Below are 16,979 nucleotides of genomic sequence, written 5' to 3' on the forward strand. Positions count from 1 at the left end.
GGTCCGACGTTTCGGGAGGGCTAGGGTGAGGGGCAATCGAGCTGACACCCCGAACGCTAAAAACCGCCGCCATCTTAAAGCCTCAACGATTCATCGGCGCAACAAACCGGCTCTTCGCCACGCTATTCACCGCCGGCTCATCACTGTCTTCAATCTTGAAACTCACCGTCTGCGAGCTGCTCGACGGCCGATCCGTGGTCATCGCTACCGACACTGGCACATCAACAATCTCGCCCGGCGCCAGGCTCAGTTCGGTCTTGCCCTGCAACTGGAAGCCGTCGCCATCCACCAGGCTCAGTTTGTAGTCCTGGCGCTGCTGGGTCTTGTTGATGACCTTCAGGCTGTAGATGTTCTCGATCTGGCCCAAGGCGTTCTCGCGGAACAAGCCGCGATCCTTGGTGACGTCCAGCGACACCATAGGCCGTTCAACCAGTGCCAGCGCAAGCGCTCCAATCATCACCAGCAACACCGCGACGTAACCAATCAGGCGCGGGCGCAGCAGATGCGTCTTGCCACCCTGCAATTCACGCTCGGAGGTGTAGCGGATCAGGCCGCGGGCGTAATTCATTTTGTCCATGATCGAATCGCACGCATCAATACACGCCGCGCAACCGATGCACTCCATTTGCAGACCGTCACGGATGTCGATCCCGGTCGGACAGACCTGCACGCAGAGTTGGCAGTCGATGCAATCACCGAGGCCGGCCTCAAGCGGTTTGACGTCGCGTTTGCGCGGGCCACGGTTTTCGCCACGCGCCACATCGTAGGAAATCGCCAGTGTGTCTTTGTCGAACATCACGCTCTGGAAGCGCGCATACGGGCACATGTGCATGCACACCGCTTCGCGCAGCCAACCGGCGTTTATATAGGTGGCGGCGGCGAAGAACAGCACCCAGAACAGGCTGACGCCGCCGATTTGCAACGTCAGCAACTCTTCGGCGAGCGGGCGGATCGGCGTGAAATAGCCGACGAAGGTCAGGCCGGTCAAGACGCTGATCGCCAGCCACATGGTGTGTTTGGCCGCGCGGCGCGCGAGTTTGTTCAGGCTCCAGGGCGCGGCTTGCAGCTTGATCCGCTGATTGCGCTCGCCTTCGGTGATCTTCTCGCACCACATGAAGATCCACGTCCAGGAACTCTGCGGACAGGTGTAACCGCACCAGACTCGGCCGGCAAACACCGTAATCGCGAACAGTCCGAACGCAGCGATGATCAACAGCGCCGACAGCAGAATGAAATCCTGCGGCCAGAACGTCGCGCCAAAGATGTGGAATTTGCTTTCGGAAAGGTCCCAGAGCACGGCTTGGCGCCCGCCCCAGGTCAGCCACACCGTGCCGAAGAACAGCAAAAACAGAAACCCCGCGCCACTCATGCGCAGGGTTCGAAACAGCCCGGTGAAGCTGCGGGTGTGGATCTGGTTGTCGCTGGAGCCGGCCTTGGTCTTCATTGGACGCAATGGCACATTCTGAATCTTCGGCTTGGAATCTGGTTCTAGGGTTCGGACGGGGATTTGTTCGCTCATGGTCAGTCGCTCATCAGCCTCCATCAGGCCGATGCACTATGAGCGCCGATCTGTTTGCATAACAGACTCAGCTAAATGAATAAAAAGCGGATCAGATGGGACTTGGCGGCGTGCCTGCGACAACTTGAAGCAGCCGGCAGGCACAGGCGCAGATGTCTATCCCAGACGTCTGCGCGGGGTGTTGATCAGGGTCAGTCAAATCACCGAATCACTGCTGTCGGCCTTCAGATGCTTACGCCCGTCGGCGGCGCCTGCAACGGTCAATGCGTCGGCTTCTGCTTCGGTGATGTAGATACGCCGGCCATCGATTTCCACGGCGGACATGGCTTTGTCGCTGTCGGTGATCACCGTCAGATCACCGCACAAACGGATTTCCTCACCGTTTTCACTGGCGAAGAAGCAGGTCTGGTTTTCGATGCGCATGGTCATGAGGCTGTCCTTTTTTCGAGGGGTGTTGAGAGGTTAGGACGCGTGGCGTGGCGATGGTTCTACGCAACTGATTAATGGTCGGCGCTGTCCACCGTTCATCAATCTGAAACAAGGATGACGCAATGAATGCGTGGTGGCATGAAGTCTGGGTGACCCTGCAGGCGGAGTTCGCCGAAATCGGCGATGCGTCGCAATTGACGCGCATTACCGTGCGCTTGCTGGTAGCGGCGATTCTGGGCGGGATTCTCGGTTTTGAACGTGAATCCAAAGGCAAGGCTGCCGGGGTACGCACGCACATGTTGGTTGCGCTCGGCGCAGCACTGTTTGTATTGGTGCCGCAAACCTCCGGGTCCGAATCCGATGCAATGAGCCGAGTGGTGCAGGGCGTGATCGCGGGTATCGGTTTCCTCTGCGCCGGCACCATTCTGAAAAATCAGGACGGCGAGGAAGGTCGGGTCAAAGGCCTGACCACGGCCGCCGGTCTGTGGATGACCGCCGCCATCGGCGTCGCGGCCGGTCTGGGCCGCGAAGCGACGGCGTTGCTCAGTACATTGCTTGCGTTGGGCATCTTCAATGTCATGCCGAGGATCGTGAAAATCTTCGACAAGGATCACGACGAGCGACCTAACGACAAGTTGTAATTCAAGGGCTAGAGAATCACCGGAGGCATCGTCGTCGGTGGTTCTTCCTTGGGCGGCGGCGTGGTGCCTGGCGGCTCCTGCTCGGGGATCGGTTGCGGCTCGGTCTCCGGAATCACCGGGTTGTCGATGTTCGGATCTGGCGTTTCGGCCGGGAACGGGTTGTTCATCAGATCTACCTCCGTGTGGCACATGGCGTGAGAAGTGCTTAAGTGGATTGACCACCTCGCAGCGAATTCGATCCAGTTTTGTTGTGCGGCAAATCCCTGTGAACTTTTCCCCGCGCCGGTCGCTCGGTATCTAGGTGAGTTCGTGGCGGACAAGTGCTTCGCTGTGGACATCTATCAGGCAAACGAGCGTCCTTGGGGCGTTAAGGAGAGATGCTCAATGACTGCTGAAACAGGTTCCGATTCGAGCTACAACCCGCATATTCCGCTGTCGCAGGCGCTCTTGCTGCCACGCATAGCAATAGAAGACGTTACGCCGACCCTTGATGGCGGACAGTTTGCTGTCAAGGCGATTGCCGGCCGTGAAGTCGTGGTCACCAGCAAGGTCTTCGCCGATGGTCACGACAAACTGGCGGTGCGTATCCGCTGGCGTGAAGAGGGCGAGCAGACCTGGCAAACCGAGGCCATGGCCGATCAGGGCAATAATGGCTGGCAGGGCCAGTTCCGTCCGGAACGCATGGGCCGCTATCTGTTCCTGATCGAAGCATGGATCGACCAGTTCGCCAGTTTTCAGTACGAACTGGAGAAGAAACACGCTGCAGCCGTGCCGGTCAGCCTGGAGTTGCAGGAAGGCCGGACCATGGTGCAACAGGCCGCCGAACGCAGCGAAGGGCAGCTCAGCGAACAACTGGCGGCTTTGCATCATGAGCTGTCCGGGCTGCTCGAAACCGAGCAGGTCGCGCTGTTTCTGCACCCGCAAAGTGCGCAACTGATGGCCGAGGCCGATCATCGCGCCTATCTGAGTGTCAGCCCGGAATTCCCGCTGGACGTCGAGCGTCAATTGGCTGAATTCGCCAGTTGGTACGAGTTGTTCCCACGTTCGATCACCGATGATCCGGCCCGCCACGGCACGTTCAATGACGTGCACGCGCGCCTGCCTATGATTCAGGACATGGGTTTCGACGTGTTGTACTTCACGCCGATCCACCCGATTGGCCGTAGCCACCGCAAGGGCCGCAACAATTCCCTGACCGCCGGCCCTGACGATCCGGGCAGTCCGTACGCGATTGGCAGCGAGGAGGGCGGGCACGAGGCGATCCATTCGCAGCTCGGCACCCGCGAGGATTTCCGCCGACTGGTTGCCGCAGCTGCCGATCACGGTCTGGAAATCGCGCTCGATTTCGCCATCCAGTGTTCCCAGGATCACCCGTGGCTCAAGCAGCATCCGGGCTGGTTCAACTGGCGCCCGGACGGCACGATCAAATACGCGGAAAACCCGCCGAAAAAATATCAGGACATCGTTAACGTCGACTTCTATGCGCCGGACGCGATTCCGAGTCTGTGGATCGAGTTGCGCGACATCGTCACAGGTTGGGTGGAAGAGGGCGTGAAGATCTTTCGCGTCGACAATCCGCACACCAAACCGCTGCCATTCTGGCAGTGGCTGATCGCCGATGTGCGCGCGCTGCACCCGGAAGTGATCTTCCTCGCCGAAGCCTTCACCACGCCGGCAATGATGGCGCGGCTGGGCAAGGTCGGTTACACCCAGAGCTACACCTATTTCACCTGGCGCAACACCAAGGCCGAGCTGGCGACTTATTTCACCGAACTCAACGAGTCACCGTGGCGCGAATGCTACCGGCCGAACTTCTTCGTCAACACGCCGGACATCAATCCTGCGTTTTTGCATGAATCCGGGCGCGCCGGGTTCCTCATCCGCGCGGCGCTGGCGACCATGGGCTCGGGCCTGTGGGGCATGTATTCCGGCTATGAACTGTGCGAAGCGGCGCCGGTGCCGGGCAAGGAGGAATACCTCGATTCGGAGAAGTATGAAATCCGCGTCCGCGATTTCAATGCGCCGGGCAACATCATTGCCGAAATCGCTCAGCTCAACCGCATTCGCCGGCAGAACCCGGCGCTGCACACGCATCTGGGGCTGACGGTCTACAACGCGTGGAATGACAACATTCTGTACTTCGGCAAACGCAGCGCGGATGGCAGCAACTTCATTCTGGTGGCGGTGAACCTGGATCCGCATAACGCGCAGGAGGCGAATTTCGAGTTGCCGCTGTGGGAAATGGGCCTGCCGGACGATGCCACCACCCACGGCGAGGATTTGATGAGCGGGCATCGTTGGGACTGGCATGGCAAATACCAGTTCATGCGGCTCGACCCGGCGCAACAGCCGTTCAGTATCTGGCGCATCACCACTTCTTGAATTTGCTGCACAGCACTGTGGCGAGGGAGCTTGCTCCCGCTCGGCTGCGCAGCAGTCGTCAATCCGGTGCATGCGGTTTGTACGAAGAAATGCAATGGGGCTGCTTCGCAACCCAGCGGGAGCAAGCTCCCTCGCCACAGGGGCGCATTCCAGTCCATGTGGCTTCAGTGAATTTTTCAGGAGTTACACATGGCGAAGAAACCCAAGGCTGCCACTTTTATCAAAGACCCGCTCTGGTACAAGGATGCGGTGATTTATCAGGTTCACGTCAAATCGTTTTTCGACTCCAACAATGACGGCATCGGCGACTTTCCCGGGCTGATCGCCAAACTCGATTACATCGCCGAACTCGGCGTCAACACTATCTGGCTGCTGCCGTTCTATCCATCGCCACGCCGCGATGATGGTTACGACATTGCCGAATATCGTGGCGTGCACAGCGACTACGGGACCATGGCCGACGCCAAGCGCTTCATCGCCGAGGCGCACAAACGTGGCCTGCGGGTGATCACCGAACTGGTCATCAACCACACCTCTGACCAACACGCGTGGTTCCAGCGTGCGCGCAAGGCCAAACCCGGTTCGGCGGCTCGCGACTTCTATGTATGGTCGGATGACGACCAGAAATACGATGGCACGCGGATCATTTTCCTCGACACCGAAAAGTCCAACTGGACCTGGGATCCGGTCGCCGGCCAATACTTCTGGCACCGCTTCTATTCGCACCAGCCGGACCTGAACTTCGATAACCCGCAAGTGATGAAAGCGGTGATCTCGGTGATGCGTTACTGGCTGGACATGGGCATCGACGGCCTGCGGCTGGACGCGATTCCGTACCTGATCGAGCGCGACGGCACCAACAACGAAAACCTGCCGGAGACCCACGACGTCCTCAAGCAGATCCGTGCCGAAATCGACGCCAATTACCCGGATCGCATGCTGCTTGCCGAAGCCAACCAATGGCCGGAAGACACTCAGCTGTATTTCGGTGACGCAGACGCACATGGCCTGAATGGCGACGAATGCCACATGGCATTTCACTTCCCGCTGATGCCGCGCATGTACATGGCGCTCGCTCAGGAAGATCGCTTCCCAATCACCGACATCCTGCGCCAGACTCCGGAGATTCCAGCCAATTGCCAATGGGCAATCTTCCTGCGCAACCACGATGAACTGACGCTGGAGATGGTCACCGACAAAGAGCGTGACTACCTGTGGAATTACTACGCGGCTGACCGTCGCGCGCGGATCAACCTCGGTATTCGTCGACGTCTGGCGCCATTGATGGAGCGCGACCGTCGTCGTGTGGAGTTGCTCAACAGCCTGTTGCTGTCGATGCCCGGCACGCCGACTTTGTACTACGGCGATGAAATCGGCATGGGCGACAACATCTACCTCGGCGACCGCGATGGCGTGCGTACGCCGATGCAGTGGTCGATCGACCGCAACGGCGGTTTCTCGCGCGCCGACCCGGCGAGTCTGGTGCTGCCGCCGATCATGGATCCGCAATATGGCTATCAGTCGGTCAACGTCGAAACCCAGGCCGGTGACCCGCATTCGCTGCTCAACTGGACTCGGCGCATGCTCGCCGTGCGCAAGCAGTCCAAGGCGTTCGGTCGCGGCACGCTGAAAATGCTCTCGCCGAGCAACCGACGGATCCTGGCCTACACCCGCGAATTTACCGACGTGGATGGCAAGCACGAGATCATTCTGTGCGTGGCCAACGTCTCGCGTAGCTCGCAAGCAGCGGAGCTGGATCTGTCGGCCTACACCGGCATGGTGCCGGTGGAGATGCTTGGTGGTAACGCATTCCCGCCGATTGGCCAGTTGAATTTCCTGCTGACGCTGGCGCCATACGGCTTTTACTGGTTTGTACTGGCCGCCGAAAATCAGATGCCGAGCTGGCACGTGGAACCGGCGCAGAGCCTGCCGGACTTCACCACGCTGGTGCTGAAAAAGCGCATGGAAGAACTGCTCGAAGCGCCATCGCGCACTACGCTGGAGCAACAAATTCTGCCGAACTGGTTGCAGAACCGTCGCTGGTTCGCCGGCAAGGACGCAGCCATCGATAAGGTCAATCTGACTTATGGCGTGCGCTTCGGCGATGCTCAGCATCCGGTGCTGCTCAGCGAAATCGAAGTCACCAGCGGCGGGCAGACCAGCCGTTATCAACTGCCGTTCGGTTTCATTGGCGAAGATCACGTCGGCCCGGCGCTGCCGCAACAATTGGCCCTTGCCCGCGTACGACGTGTGCGTCAGGTCGGCTTGATCACCGATGCCTTCAGCCTCGAAACGTTTGTTCGCGCCGTGCTGCAAGGCATGCAGGCCAACACGGTGCTGGCGTCGGACGCCGGCGAGATTCGCTTTGAGTCCACGCCGCAACTGGACGCGCTTGGCCTTGGCGCCGAGTCCGAGGTGCGTTACCTGTCGGCCGAACAGTCGAACAGTTCGGTGGTGATCGGCAACAGCCTGGTGCTGAAACTGATCCGCAAAGTCGCCTCTGGCGTACACCCGGAACTGGAGATGAGCGCGTATCTGACCGCTGCCGGTTTCGCCAATATCTCGCCGTTGCTGGGTTCGGTGATTCGTCGAGACGCGCAGGGTGAAGACAACTTGCTGATGATCGCCCAAGGCTATTTGAGCAATCAGGGCGATGCATGGGAATGGACGCAGAACAACCTCGAACGGGCGCTGCGTGATGAGCTGGCGGACGCCATGTCCGAGCAGGAGCAACATTACAACGCGCTCGGCGAACTGAGAGATTTCGCCGGCATGCTCGGTCAGCGTCTGGGCGAGATGCATCAGGTGCTGGCAGCCAAGACCGACGATCCGGACTTCGCGCCGCAAGTCAGCTCGGCCAAGGACGCTCAGACCACCGCCAAAGACGTTGCGGCGCAGGTCGAGCACGCGCTGAAACTGCTCAAGCAGCATCAGGGCGAATTGACCGCCGCGGATCAGAAACTGGTCACGCGGCTGCAAGACAACAAGAAAGCCATCCTCAGCCATGTGCAGGATCTGGCGAAAAAATCTGCTGGCGGCCTGCGCATCCGCGTGCACGGCGACCTGCATTTGGGTCAGGTGCTGGTGATCAAAGGCGATGCGTTCCTCATCGATTTCGAGGGCGAACCGGCGCGGCCGTTGTCCGAGCGTCGTGGCAAGCACAGCCCGTATAAAGATGTCAGCGGTGTGTTGCGCTCCTTCGATTACGCGGCGGCGATGACCATTAATGTGCATACGGTCGACATGAGCGCCGAGTCCGAGGCGGCGCGCAAACGAGTCGCTGATCGCTACTTGCGTGAGGCCCGTGAGGCATTTGTTCAGGCATATCGCCAAGCGGCAGCTAGTCTTGATCATGCTTGGCAGGACCCTGAAGGTGCTGACGCCGCACTGGCGTTGTTCGGCCTGGAGAAAGCGGCTTACGAAGTGGCCTATGAAGCCGAAAATCGCCCTACCTGGCTGCCCGTGCCGTTGCACGGTCTGTACGGGTTGTTGTCGGGGCTTAAACCCTTTTCCGATCTTGGTGGAGAGTAGTCATGAGTTTCTCAAACAAGGAACAGGGTCACGCTAAAGAAAGGTTGCTGCCCGCGGCCAGGGACATCGATGCCTTGGTGCGCGCGGTGCATCACGATCCGTTTTCGATTCTTGGCCCGCATGGCGATGGTGCTGGCGGGCAGTTCATCCGCGCGTATCTGCCCGGCGCGTTAAGCGTTGCGGTACTGGACAAGGACAGCGGCGAAGAAATCGGCGCATTGGAGGCGACTGAAACTGCGGGGCTGTTTGTCGGCCACTTCCCGCAGGCACGTCCATATTTATTGCGCACGCGTTGGGCTGGCGGCGAGCAGGTTGCGGAAGATCCGTACAGCTTCGGCCAGTTGCTCGGCGAGATGGACTTGTACCTGTTCGCCGAGGGCAATCACCGCGACCTGAGCAGTTGCCTCGGCGCACAGCTGACCAGCGTCGATGGCGTTGACGGTGTGCGCTTCGCCGTGTGGGCGCCGAACGCCAAACGCGTTTCGGTGGTGGGCGATTTCAACGTCTGGGATGGTCGTCGGCACCCGATGCGCCTGCGTCACCCGTCCGGGGTCTGGGAGCTGTTCATTCCGCGCCTGCAAGCCGGGGAGTTGTACAAATACGAGATTCTTGGCGAACACGGCATTCTGCCGTTGAAAGCCGATCCGATGGCGCTGGCCACCAGCCTGCCGCCGGACACCGCTTCGAAAGTCGCCGCGCCTCTGCAAGTCGACTGGCAGGATCAAGACTGGATGAACAGCCGCCGCGAGCGCCACGCGCATGCCGCGCCGCTGTCGATTTATGAGCTGCACGCCGGTTCGTGGCAGTGCGAGCTGGATGATCTTGGTGAAGTGGCGCGCCAGTACACCTGGCCGGAACTGGCGGATCGGCTGATCCCGTACGTCAAGGAACTCGGTTTCACCCACATCGAACTGATGCCGATCATGGAGCATCCGTTCGGTGGCTCGTGGGGTTATCAATTGCTCTCGCAGTTCGCGCCGAGTGCGCGCTACGGCACGCCCGAGCAGTTTGCTGCGTTTATCGACGCCTGCCATCGGGCTGAAATTGGCGTGATCCTTGACTGGGTCCCGGCGCATTTCCCGACCGATACCCATGGTCTGGCGCAGTTCGACGGCACCGCGCTGTACGAATACGGCAACCCGCTGGAAGGTTTCCATCAGGACTGGGACACGCTGATCTACAACCTCGGCCGCACCGAAGTGCACGGCTACATGCTCGCTTCGGCGTTGCACTGGTTGAAGCATTTCCATATCGACGGACTGCGCGTGGATGCGGTGGCTTCGATGCTGTATCGCGATTACTCGCGCAAGGCTGGCGAGTGGGTGCCGAACCGTCACGGCGGTCGCGAGAATCTTGAAGCCATCGACTTCCTGCGGCATTTGAACGACGTGGTCGAGCTGGAAGCGCCGGGCGCGTTGGTGATTGCCGAGGAATCCACCGCGTGGCCGGGCGTGAGTCAGAGCACCCAGCAGGGCGGCCTCGGTTTCGCTTACAAGTGGAACATGGGCTGGATGCACGATTCGCTGCACTACATTCAGCAGGATCCGGTGTACCGCGCGCACCATCACAACGAGCTGAGTTTCGGTCTGGTTTACGCGTGGTCCGAGCGCTTTATCCTGCCGATTTCTCACGACGAAGTGGTGCACGGCAAGCATTCGCTGATCGACAAGATGCCCGGCGATCGTTGGCAGAAGTTTGCCAACCTGCGCGCGTATCTGAGCTTCATGTGGACCCATCCGGGCAAGAAGCTGTTGTTCATGGGCTGCGAGTTTGGTCAGTGGCGCGAGTGGAATCATGATCAGCAGCTTGATTGGTATCTGCTGCAGTATTCGGAGCACAAAGGCGTGCAGAAGCTGGTCGGCGACCTCAATCGTTTGTATCGCGAGGAGCCGGCGCTGCATGACCAGGATGACGCGCCGCAGGGCTTCCAGTGGTTGATCGGTGACGATGCTATCAATAGCGTTTTCGCCTGGTTGCGCTGGAGCAAGGACGGTACGCCGGTGCTGGTGGTGGCTAACTTCACGCCGGTGCCGCGTCAGGCTTATCGGGTCGGCGTACCGTTTTCCGGGCGCTGGAAGGAATTGCTCAATAGTGATGCCGAGCAATATGCCGGTTCCAATTATGGCAATGGTGGTGGGGCGTTTACTGAAGAGGTGGCGAGTCATGGTCAGTCGTTGTCGCTGGAGCTGAATTTGCCGCCGCTGGCGGTGTTGATCCTGAAACCTGAGGGCTGATCCTGGACCGGCTCGCCGCCATCGCTAGCAGGCTATCTTTCAGGCGCTGAAGCTATGGTGGATGTACCCAGAACCTGTGGGAGCTGGCTTGCCAGCGATGGCGACGGGTCAGGCGATGGATTTTTCTGGCGGTGTACATATCCGTTGCTGCGGTAACGGCTTCTTGGGGTTCCGCCCTGACGGCGGGTCACCTTTTCCAAACGCCGAAAAGGTAACCCAAAAGGCTTTTCCCTGACGTTCGGCCCTCGCTTAGGCTCGGGTTCCTTCGCTCCGGGATTGATCCGGGGGCATCGCCTCCGGTTTGCTGCGCTGCACCTCCTCTCGATGTGTTTGGCTGCGCCAAACGGTCGCTTCGCTCCCACCCCCCGGATCAATCCCTCCACTCAGCCTGCCGACGGGCGCTCGAGATCAAGAGCGGTACTCGAGCTAACGCTCATTGTGTTGAGTGGGGCGGCTTCGCCGCATGGGGCGTGTGCAAATCAAAATGTGGGAGCTGGCTTGCCAGCGATAGCGTCGGCACATTCAATATCATCGCTGAATGTGCCAACGCTATCGCTGGCAAGTCGAATCGTCGCACCGCAGCTCCCACAGGGTCTCGGCGAATCCACTTACCAGCGCATGCGCACGCCCATGCTGCCGATCAACCCGTTCAAGTCGTTGTCATCCACGTCACTGCTGTAATCCGCGCTGACGTACAGACTCACCGTCGGTGTCACCCGCGCCACCAGTCCCAATCCGACTTCCACGGTCGAGGATTTGCGGCTGCTGCTGATCTTGTCCACCTGATCCAGCGTCACCGTGTTGCCGGTGTAGACCGTGTGCCACAGGTTGGTGCGCACGTACGGCTCGACTGGCAGACCATTCAGATCGTAACTGCCTTTCAAGCGCGCGCCGACCCGGCCGCTCCACGATGAGATATCGCTCGATGACGCGTTGCCAGAGCCGGCATACGGCGTGTCGAGGGTGATGCGTTGGTTGATCAATTGCGCCTGCGGCTCGACCACCCAGTTTTCGCTGATGCCGATGGGGAATCCGCCTTCCACCGACAGCGTCATTGCGCTGCCTTCGGTGGCTTGGCGTGCGCCTTGTTGGTTGCGGCTGAAACCGCTGACGCGGCCGCCACTGGCCGACAGATCGACGTGCCAGCCTTGCGGGCCGGTCAGGCTGTAGTAAGCGCCGAGGCTCTGGCCTTGCAGGTTGAGGGTGTCGGAATTCGGGTCGGCGAGGGCGCGGCTGCTGATCAGGCCGTTGCCGTTGGCCTGGATCTGATTGACCCCGCCGATCAGGCCGATTTTTTGTGTGTGGCCGCTGCTACTTTGCAAGGTCAACACGGCAGGGCCTTTGAAGTCGCCGCTGCCGGGCATCGCGAAACCGGGGCTGAGGACGTCGGTTTGTGCCTGGCGTGAACTCGGTCCGTAAAGCTGATCCCACGCTGTCGGAGATATGTCTTCGGTAATCAGGTGATTGCCGCGCAGATCGGGGCGCGGACTCAGGCGTTGCGGCTCGGGTGTGATGACGGTGGCAGGCAAGGTCATGACCGGCACGTTCTCTCGGTACCAGGACGTTGTCTCATCCGCCGCAGAACCGGCCTGCGCCTCCATGGATGAGCACAGCAAGATAGAACTCGAAACAGTGCAGAAGGTTGTTTTGATCTCTTGAGCAGTGAATGAAGTTTTCATGGAGGTCTACCTTGCTATCGCATGCGCACTCTCGCCTTGTCGTCTCTCCTACCCCGAATGAGGGGCGACCGAATGAGACGGGGCGAACCGCCGGGCGCCCGTTTTCGCGGGTGTCCGTGGGTTAGCCCCGAGTAGTATTTCCGGGGGTAGTAACCTAGATTCAAGAAGACCCGCGCCCATGCGTCAAGAAAATGAACGATGAGCGGTAGGGGGAAAACAGGCAATGCAAGTGTTTGTTTATCCGTACATATCTAAGTTCTTGTTTGTATGGAAGAACGGCCTCGAGTCCGTGATTCAGAGCGCTTGGGCAACTGACCACCGGTGCGCGCCGCTGTCAAAACTGCGACTACAGATGCACCTCCACCGCCAACGGCAAATGATCCGACAGATGTGTCCACGGCTTGTTGCCGAGAATCTGTGGGTCGTGGCTGCTGGCATTGCGCAGGTAGATCCTGTCCAGTCGCAACAGTGGAAAACGCGCCGGATAGGTTTTCGCAGGTCGACCGTGATGACGTTCGAAGGCTTCGTGCAGATAGTCGCGGCGGGAGAGGGCGGCGTTGCCCTGCAATTGCCAGTCGTTGAAGTCGCCGGCGATGATCACCGGGGCATCTTCGGGCAACGACTCGAGCAGTTGGCAGAGCAACTGCAACTGCAATTGCCGATGACTTTCCAGCAGGCTCAAGTGCACGCAGATCGCGTGGACTTCCGCATGTCCCGGTACGTCGAGCACGCAATGCAACAGTCCACGTCGCTCGGGGCCGGTGATCGAAACATCAAGGTTGCGGTACTCGCGGATCGGGTACTTCGACAGCAGGGCGTTGCCGTGGTGGCCATGGGGATAAACGGCGTTGCGCCCGTAGGCGAAATCGGCCCACATGCTGTCGGCGAGAAACTCGTATTGCGAGGTTTGCGGCCATTCGTTGTAACGATTGGAATGGCGTTCGTGTTCGCCAACCACTTCCTGCAGAAACACCAGATCGGCTGACGTGCTGCGCACTGCTTCGCGCAGCTCGGGGAGGATGAAACGCCGATTGAGTGCGGTAAAACCCTTGTGTGTATTAACCGTCAGCACGCGCAAGCGATGGATGGCCGACGGCTCCAGGGGTTGAGCGTCGATAGCGTGACGCTGGGGTTCACTGGACACGTTTACTCCTATGAATCATGACTGCCTGTGCATGCGACTGACGTGCGAACGCGCAGTTCAGTGTTTCAGTCGACGAGCACGATTTCATAGGGCAGGCGCATGCGTTCAAGAATCGCCCGCGGCAGCATCGGGGCAATGCCGATGGCCGGCTCGCCTGTGAGCTGGCTGGCGTAGGCGTGGGTCGCGTGGCTTTTGCGCGCGACAGTCCAGGTGTCCAGACGCAATTTGCGTGCGCGGTGCCAGGGAATCTGCGCGTGATCGCGTTCCGGCCAGTGCCAGGCCCAGACCGGCACATCATGGTAGGTAGCACCGGCCTGCAGGGCGGCGCGGGCACTGGCGCGACCTACCACTTGATGGTCGTCGCTGCCGTCTTTGCACCAGGTGCTGAACACCACATCGCCAGGGCGCAGGTAACGCATGATGAACTCGCTGAGCTGGAGTTCCTTGTCGAACAGGGCGTTGTGGGTAAAGCCGCCACGCACCCATTTCAGGCTGTGCATCGGCAACCCCAGACGCCGTAGCGCCTCGACGCTCTCTTGCGGGCGGAACACGCTCAGGCGTTTTTCCGACCATTGACGCGAGCCGGGATGGCTGGCGCTGCCGTCGGTGATAGAGAGCAGTTGCAACGGGTGACCGAGGCTGGCGAGCAGTTGCAGCAGGCCGCCGCAGGTCACTACCTCGTCGCCGGGATGCGGGGCGATGACCACGGCACGTGCGCCGGCCGGCACCAGACTGCGGGTGTTGATGACGGGAATGTTGTCGAGTTGCGCGGCGCTGTTCCAGATTTGCGCCGGCAGGCTGCCTTCATTTAGGGATAACGGTTTCATGAGTGCTACGTCCTTGTTGTGTCTCGCCCTCAATCGCGCGCGGCGAGCATCGCTCAAGCGCTTCGACCCGTGAAGGCTGGTGGAAAACCATGCGGCGCTCCGAACCCTGGATTGCCGCGCAGGAGAGTATTGCTTATGGCGCGCGGTTCGTCGCGTCGGCGAGCAATCTGATCTGTGTTTTTTTGTTATAGCTGTGTTGGAGGTCGCAGACCGGCGCAGAAACGTTGAGCGACATCAGTGATTCAACGCAAACCTTCCAAAGCCGCGACGGAGCGCGGTTCGCGGCTCCAGACCTCGAGAATGAAGTCTGCTTCCTGATGCAAAACCAGCCTCGGCAGAGCCAATTGGTCGTGGATCTGATCGTGCACCTGACGCGCATTCAACGGGCATTGATCAATCGGCGGGCGCCAGTGGCACGCCAGCAGTTGCCCGTCGGCGGTCAGGCAATTGCTGATGTGACGGATCACGGCTGTCAGATCATCGCCATCGAGGTAGTAGCCGATTTCGCTAAATACGATCAGGTCGAATTTTTCTTCCGGCCAGTCATCTGGCAGGCGGCTTTGGCGGACCTCGGCGTGATCGAACAAGCTCAAGCGTGTTTGCGCCAGACCCACCGCAGCGGCAGCCGTGTCGCAACACAATAAGCGGTCACAGCGCTGCGCCAGCTCGGCACTCAGTTCACCATTGGCGCAGCCCGGTTCGAAGATTGCGCGATAGTGCGGGCGCGGCAGTACCGCAAGCGTGATCGCCCGTTTGCGCTGCTCGTACCAGCGTTGGCGAAACGCCCAAGGGTCGTCGTTGCCGGCAAACAGCCCGTCGAAATAGCGGTCGTCGACGCTCACAGGAAGATCACCTCAAACGGTTGCAGCAGTCGATCCAGTACGTACGGTGCCAGCACCGGGCCGAGTCCAGCCACTGGGTCGCATTCCAACTGACTGGCGAACGCATGCACCGCGTGGCGTTTGCGCGCGACTTGCGCACACGTCAGATTGATTTTGCGCGCGCGCTGCCAGGGCACGAAGGCATCTTCGGGCGTCGCCCAGTGCCACGTCCAGACCGGTAATTCGTGACAGGTTGCGCCCGTGCGACGAGCCGCTTCGCTACTCGCGCGGCCAACCGCTTCATGGTCGCAGTGACCGTCCTCGCTCCATGTAGTGAACACCACGTCGTTGGGTCGCAAATGGCGCTGGATGAATTCGCACAACTCGGCTTCACGCGCTGCCACTTGGGTATCGGCAAAGCCGCCGCGCAGCCATTTCAAGCGATGCATCGGCAGGCCGAGGCGACGCAGGGCTTCGGCGGATTCCTGCGGACGGACCACGCTCAGGCGCTCGACCGGCCAACGTTGCGAGCCGGGGTGGCTGGCGCTGCCATCGGTGACCGAGATCAATTGCAGCGGACGTCCGGCAGCGGCGAGCAATTGCAGCAAGCCGCCGCACCCGAGCACTTCGTCGTCCGGATGCGGCGCGATGACCACCGCGCGCGAACCGGGCGGCACCAGGCTGAGAATGTCGATGCTGTCCAGTCCGGCCAAATGCTGCGAGCTCTGCCATTGGTGCAGGGTCGTGCCCTGGCCGACAATCGGATTGGTTTTCATAACGTCCATGTCTCCGTGGGTTGCGCTGCGATCAATTGCCCGAGGGCGGCGAGGTCACGTTCGGCATGGCTTTGACGCAGGAACACCGGCAGATCAGCGCTCAAACGGGCGAACTGGCGATCCTTGCAGAACGGCCCGGCGCCCAATGCGCGACCAACATGATCAATGACTTGTGCGGCAGACTGCTCGACCACCGCCCGCGCACGGCGGGCCAGCAGTTCGGCATTGGCCTGCGGATGAGCATCAATGTGCAGCGCGCTGAAACGCAGCACATCGGCAGCAGCCTGCAACGCCACATCGACCGCACCCAGATGCGCCAATGCATGCGGCTCCTCGCGTTGTGTGCAGTGTTGGCGCAAACGTTCGGCTATCCCCCTCGCAGCGCCGTACCAACAGGCGGCGATGCCGATTCCGCCTTGCCAGAAACCCGGCCGTTGCAGGTAGTCACCGGGACTGCCAATCGCTTGGCCCTCGACCCTGTCAAACAACACCTCAACCGACCCGGTGGCGCCCATGCCGACCGCTTGCCAGCCTTGATCGGTGATGGTCACGCCCGGTTGATCGAGCGCAACCGCCACCAGTTGCTGGCGATCTGCTTCATCCCACGCCGTCAGCAGCGCATGACTGAGCACGGCAGCGCCGGAACACCACGCCTTGCGCCCGTCCAGCACCACCATGTGCCCGGATGGACTGACCTTGACCCGCGCCTGTGGTGGCTCGGCGGCCCACATGCCCCAGGTGCTGCCAGGAGTCGGCGCGCCACCCAGTTGTTCGATGATCGACAATGCGTCGGTGTGGCCTTCATAGAGTTTGCACACGCCCAGATCATGCCCGCCCACCAGCGCCAGCCCTTGAAAACGCTCAAGGGTGTGGCCACTGCCCGGCAGTGGCAGGCGATCCAGTCCGGCCTCGACCAGTTCGCGCAGACACTGGCCGAGGGCTTCGGGGTCGGCGTAATCCGCCGTGCGCGCGGATAAATAGCCGTGCAGGTCCATG

The 16,979-nt window shown here is 60.5% G+C and carries 13 protein-coding genes; 4 read left to right on the forward strand and 9 right to left on the reverse strand.

The window, feature by feature from the left end:
• Positions 1-82: 82 nt before the first annotated feature.
• Positions 83-1,519 carry a cytochrome c oxidase accessory protein CcoG gene (ccoG, locus tag ACP7EE_RS07750; protein WP_426234105.1) on the reverse strand — a complete coding sequence of 479 codons (1,437 nt, stop codon included), beginning with the start codon at positions 1,517-1,519 and terminating at the stop codon, positions 83-85.
• Positions 1,520-1,714: 195 nt separating this feature from the next.
• A complete protein-coding gene (locus ACP7EE_RS07755; RefSeq protein ID WP_426234106.1) occupies positions 1,715-1,948 on the reverse strand; it encodes a DUF3203 family protein in 234 nt (77 codons plus the stop codon).
• Between the two features lie 122 nt (positions 1,949-2,070).
• Between ACP7EE_RS07755 and ACP7EE_RS07760 the strand changes: the two genes are divergently transcribed.
• Positions 2,071-2,589 (forward strand): MgtC/SapB family protein, encoded by a 519-nt coding sequence (locus tag ACP7EE_RS07760; protein ID WP_426200962.1) that lies wholly within the window; start codon positions 2,071-2,073, stop codon positions 2,587-2,589.
• Positions 2,590-2,597: 8 nt separating this feature from the next.
• Here ACP7EE_RS07760 and ACP7EE_RS07765 read toward each other — a convergent pair whose 3' ends face one another.
• Positions 2,598-2,756 (reverse strand): hypothetical protein, encoded by a 159-nt coding sequence (locus ACP7EE_RS07765; protein ID WP_420649902.1) that lies wholly within the window; start codon positions 2,754-2,756, stop codon positions 2,598-2,600.
• A gap of 217 nt (positions 2,757-2,973) precedes the next feature.
• Here ACP7EE_RS07765 and ACP7EE_RS07770 point away from each other — a divergent pair, with 217 nt between their 5' ends.
• From ACP7EE_RS07770 to glgB, 3 genes are all read left to right on the forward strand, one after another.
• Positions 2,974-4,971: an alpha-1,4-glucan--maltose-1-phosphate maltosyltransferase gene (locus ACP7EE_RS07770; RefSeq protein WP_426234107.1), complete on the forward strand. Its 1,998-nt coding sequence runs from the start codon at positions 2,974-2,976 to the stop codon at positions 4,969-4,971.
• Positions 4,972-5,160: 189 nt separating this feature from the next.
• Positions 5,161-8,502, forward strand: coding sequence for a maltose alpha-D-glucosyltransferase (gene treS, locus ACP7EE_RS07775; protein WP_426234108.1), 3,342 nt, complete (start codon positions 5,161-5,163; stop codon positions 8,500-8,502).
• Positions 8,503-8,504: 2 nt separating this feature from the next.
• A complete protein-coding gene (gene glgB / locus ACP7EE_RS07780) occupies positions 8,505-10,736 on the forward strand; it encodes a 1,4-alpha-glucan branching protein GlgB (RefSeq protein WP_426234109.1) in 2,232 nt (743 codons plus the stop codon).
• Positions 10,737-11,344: 608 nt separating this feature from the next.
• On the opposite strand, the gene ACP7EE_RS07785 is transcribed toward glgB, so the two are convergent.
• The 6 genes from ACP7EE_RS07785 to ACP7EE_RS07810 form a co-directional block, all read right to left on the reverse strand.
• On the reverse strand, positions 11,345-12,415 hold the full coding sequence (locus tag ACP7EE_RS07785; protein ID WP_426200955.1) for an autotransporter domain-containing protein: 1,071 nt from the start codon (positions 12,413-12,415) through the stop codon (positions 11,345-11,347).
• A gap of 346 nt (positions 12,416-12,761) precedes the next feature.
• Positions 12,762-13,559, reverse strand: coding sequence for an endonuclease/exonuclease/phosphatase family protein (locus tag ACP7EE_RS07790; protein ID WP_426234110.1), 798 nt, complete (start codon positions 13,557-13,559; stop codon positions 12,762-12,764).
• 65 nt (positions 13,560-13,624) lie between these two features.
• A complete protein-coding gene (locus ACP7EE_RS07795; RefSeq protein WP_426200952.1) occupies positions 13,625-14,386 on the reverse strand; it encodes a PIG-L deacetylase family protein in 762 nt (253 codons plus the stop codon).
• A 242-nt stretch (positions 14,387-14,628) separates the two neighbouring features.
• On the reverse strand, positions 14,629-15,228 hold the full coding sequence (locus ACP7EE_RS07800) for a class I SAM-dependent methyltransferase (RefSeq protein ID WP_426234111.1): 600 nt from the start codon (positions 15,226-15,228) through the stop codon (positions 14,629-14,631).
• Complete coding sequence (locus tag ACP7EE_RS07805; RefSeq protein ID WP_426234112.1) at positions 15,225-15,983, reverse strand: PIG-L deacetylase family protein; 759 nt, start codon at positions 15,981-15,983, stop codon at positions 15,225-15,227. The genes ACP7EE_RS07800 and ACP7EE_RS07805 overlap by 4 nt, the downstream gene beginning before the upstream one ends.
• Entirely contained in the window at positions 15,980-16,978 is a 999-nt protein-coding gene (locus ACP7EE_RS07810; protein ID WP_426234113.1) for an acyl-CoA dehydrogenase, read from the reverse strand. Before ACP7EE_RS07810 ends, ACP7EE_RS07805 begins: the two co-directional genes overlap by 4 nt.
• Between the last annotated feature and the right edge of the window lies 1 nt (position 16,979).

It is taken from the genome of Pseudomonas sp. TWP3-2, assembly GCF_049897765.1.
In the GTDB taxonomy this organism is placed as follows: Bacteria; Pseudomonadota; Gammaproteobacteria; order Pseudomonadales; family Pseudomonadaceae; genus Aquipseudomonas.

What these genes read in the sequence shown, in the direction of transcription:
- ccoG (WP_426234105.1), bottom strand. Translation starts at nt 1,519, where the DNA reads ATGAGCGAACAAATCCCCGTCCGAACCCTAGAACCAGATTCCAAGCCG.
- ACP7EE_RS07755 (WP_426234106.1), bottom strand. Translation starts at nt 1,948, where the DNA reads ATGACCATGCGCATCGAAAACCAGACCTGCTTCTTCGCCAGTGAAAAC.
- ACP7EE_RS07760 (WP_426200962.1), top strand. Translation starts at nt 2,071, where the DNA reads ATGAATGCGTGGTGGCATGAAGTCTGGGTGACCCTGCAGGCGGAGTTC.
- ACP7EE_RS07765 (WP_420649902.1), bottom strand. Translation starts at nt 2,756, where the DNA reads ATGAACAACCCGTTCCCGGCCGAAACGCCAGATCCGAACATCGACAAC.
- ACP7EE_RS07770 (WP_426234107.1), top strand. Translation starts at nt 2,974, where the DNA reads ATGACTGCTGAAACAGGTTCCGATTCGAGCTACAACCCGCATATTCCG.
- treS (WP_426234108.1), top strand. Translation starts at nt 5,161, where the DNA reads ATGGCGAAGAAACCCAAGGCTGCCACTTTTATCAAAGACCCGCTCTGG.
- glgB (WP_426234109.1), top strand. Translation starts at nt 8,505, where the DNA reads ATGAGTTTCTCAAACAAGGAACAGGGTCACGCTAAAGAAAGGTTGCTG.
- ACP7EE_RS07785 (WP_426200955.1), bottom strand. Translation starts at nt 12,415, where the DNA reads ATGAAAACTTCATTCACTGCTCAAGAGATCAAAACAACCTTCTGCACT.
- ACP7EE_RS07795 (WP_426200952.1), bottom strand. Translation starts at nt 14,386, where the DNA reads ATGAAACCGTTATCCCTAAATGAAGGCAGCCTGCCGGCGCAAATCTGG.
- ACP7EE_RS07805 (WP_426234112.1), bottom strand. Translation starts at nt 15,983, where the DNA reads ATGAAAACCAATCCGATTGTCGGCCAGGGCACGACCCTGCACCAATGG.
- ACP7EE_RS07810 (WP_426234113.1), bottom strand. Translation starts at nt 16,978, where the DNA reads ATGGACCTGCACGGCTATTTATCCGCGCGCACGGCGGATTACGCCGAC.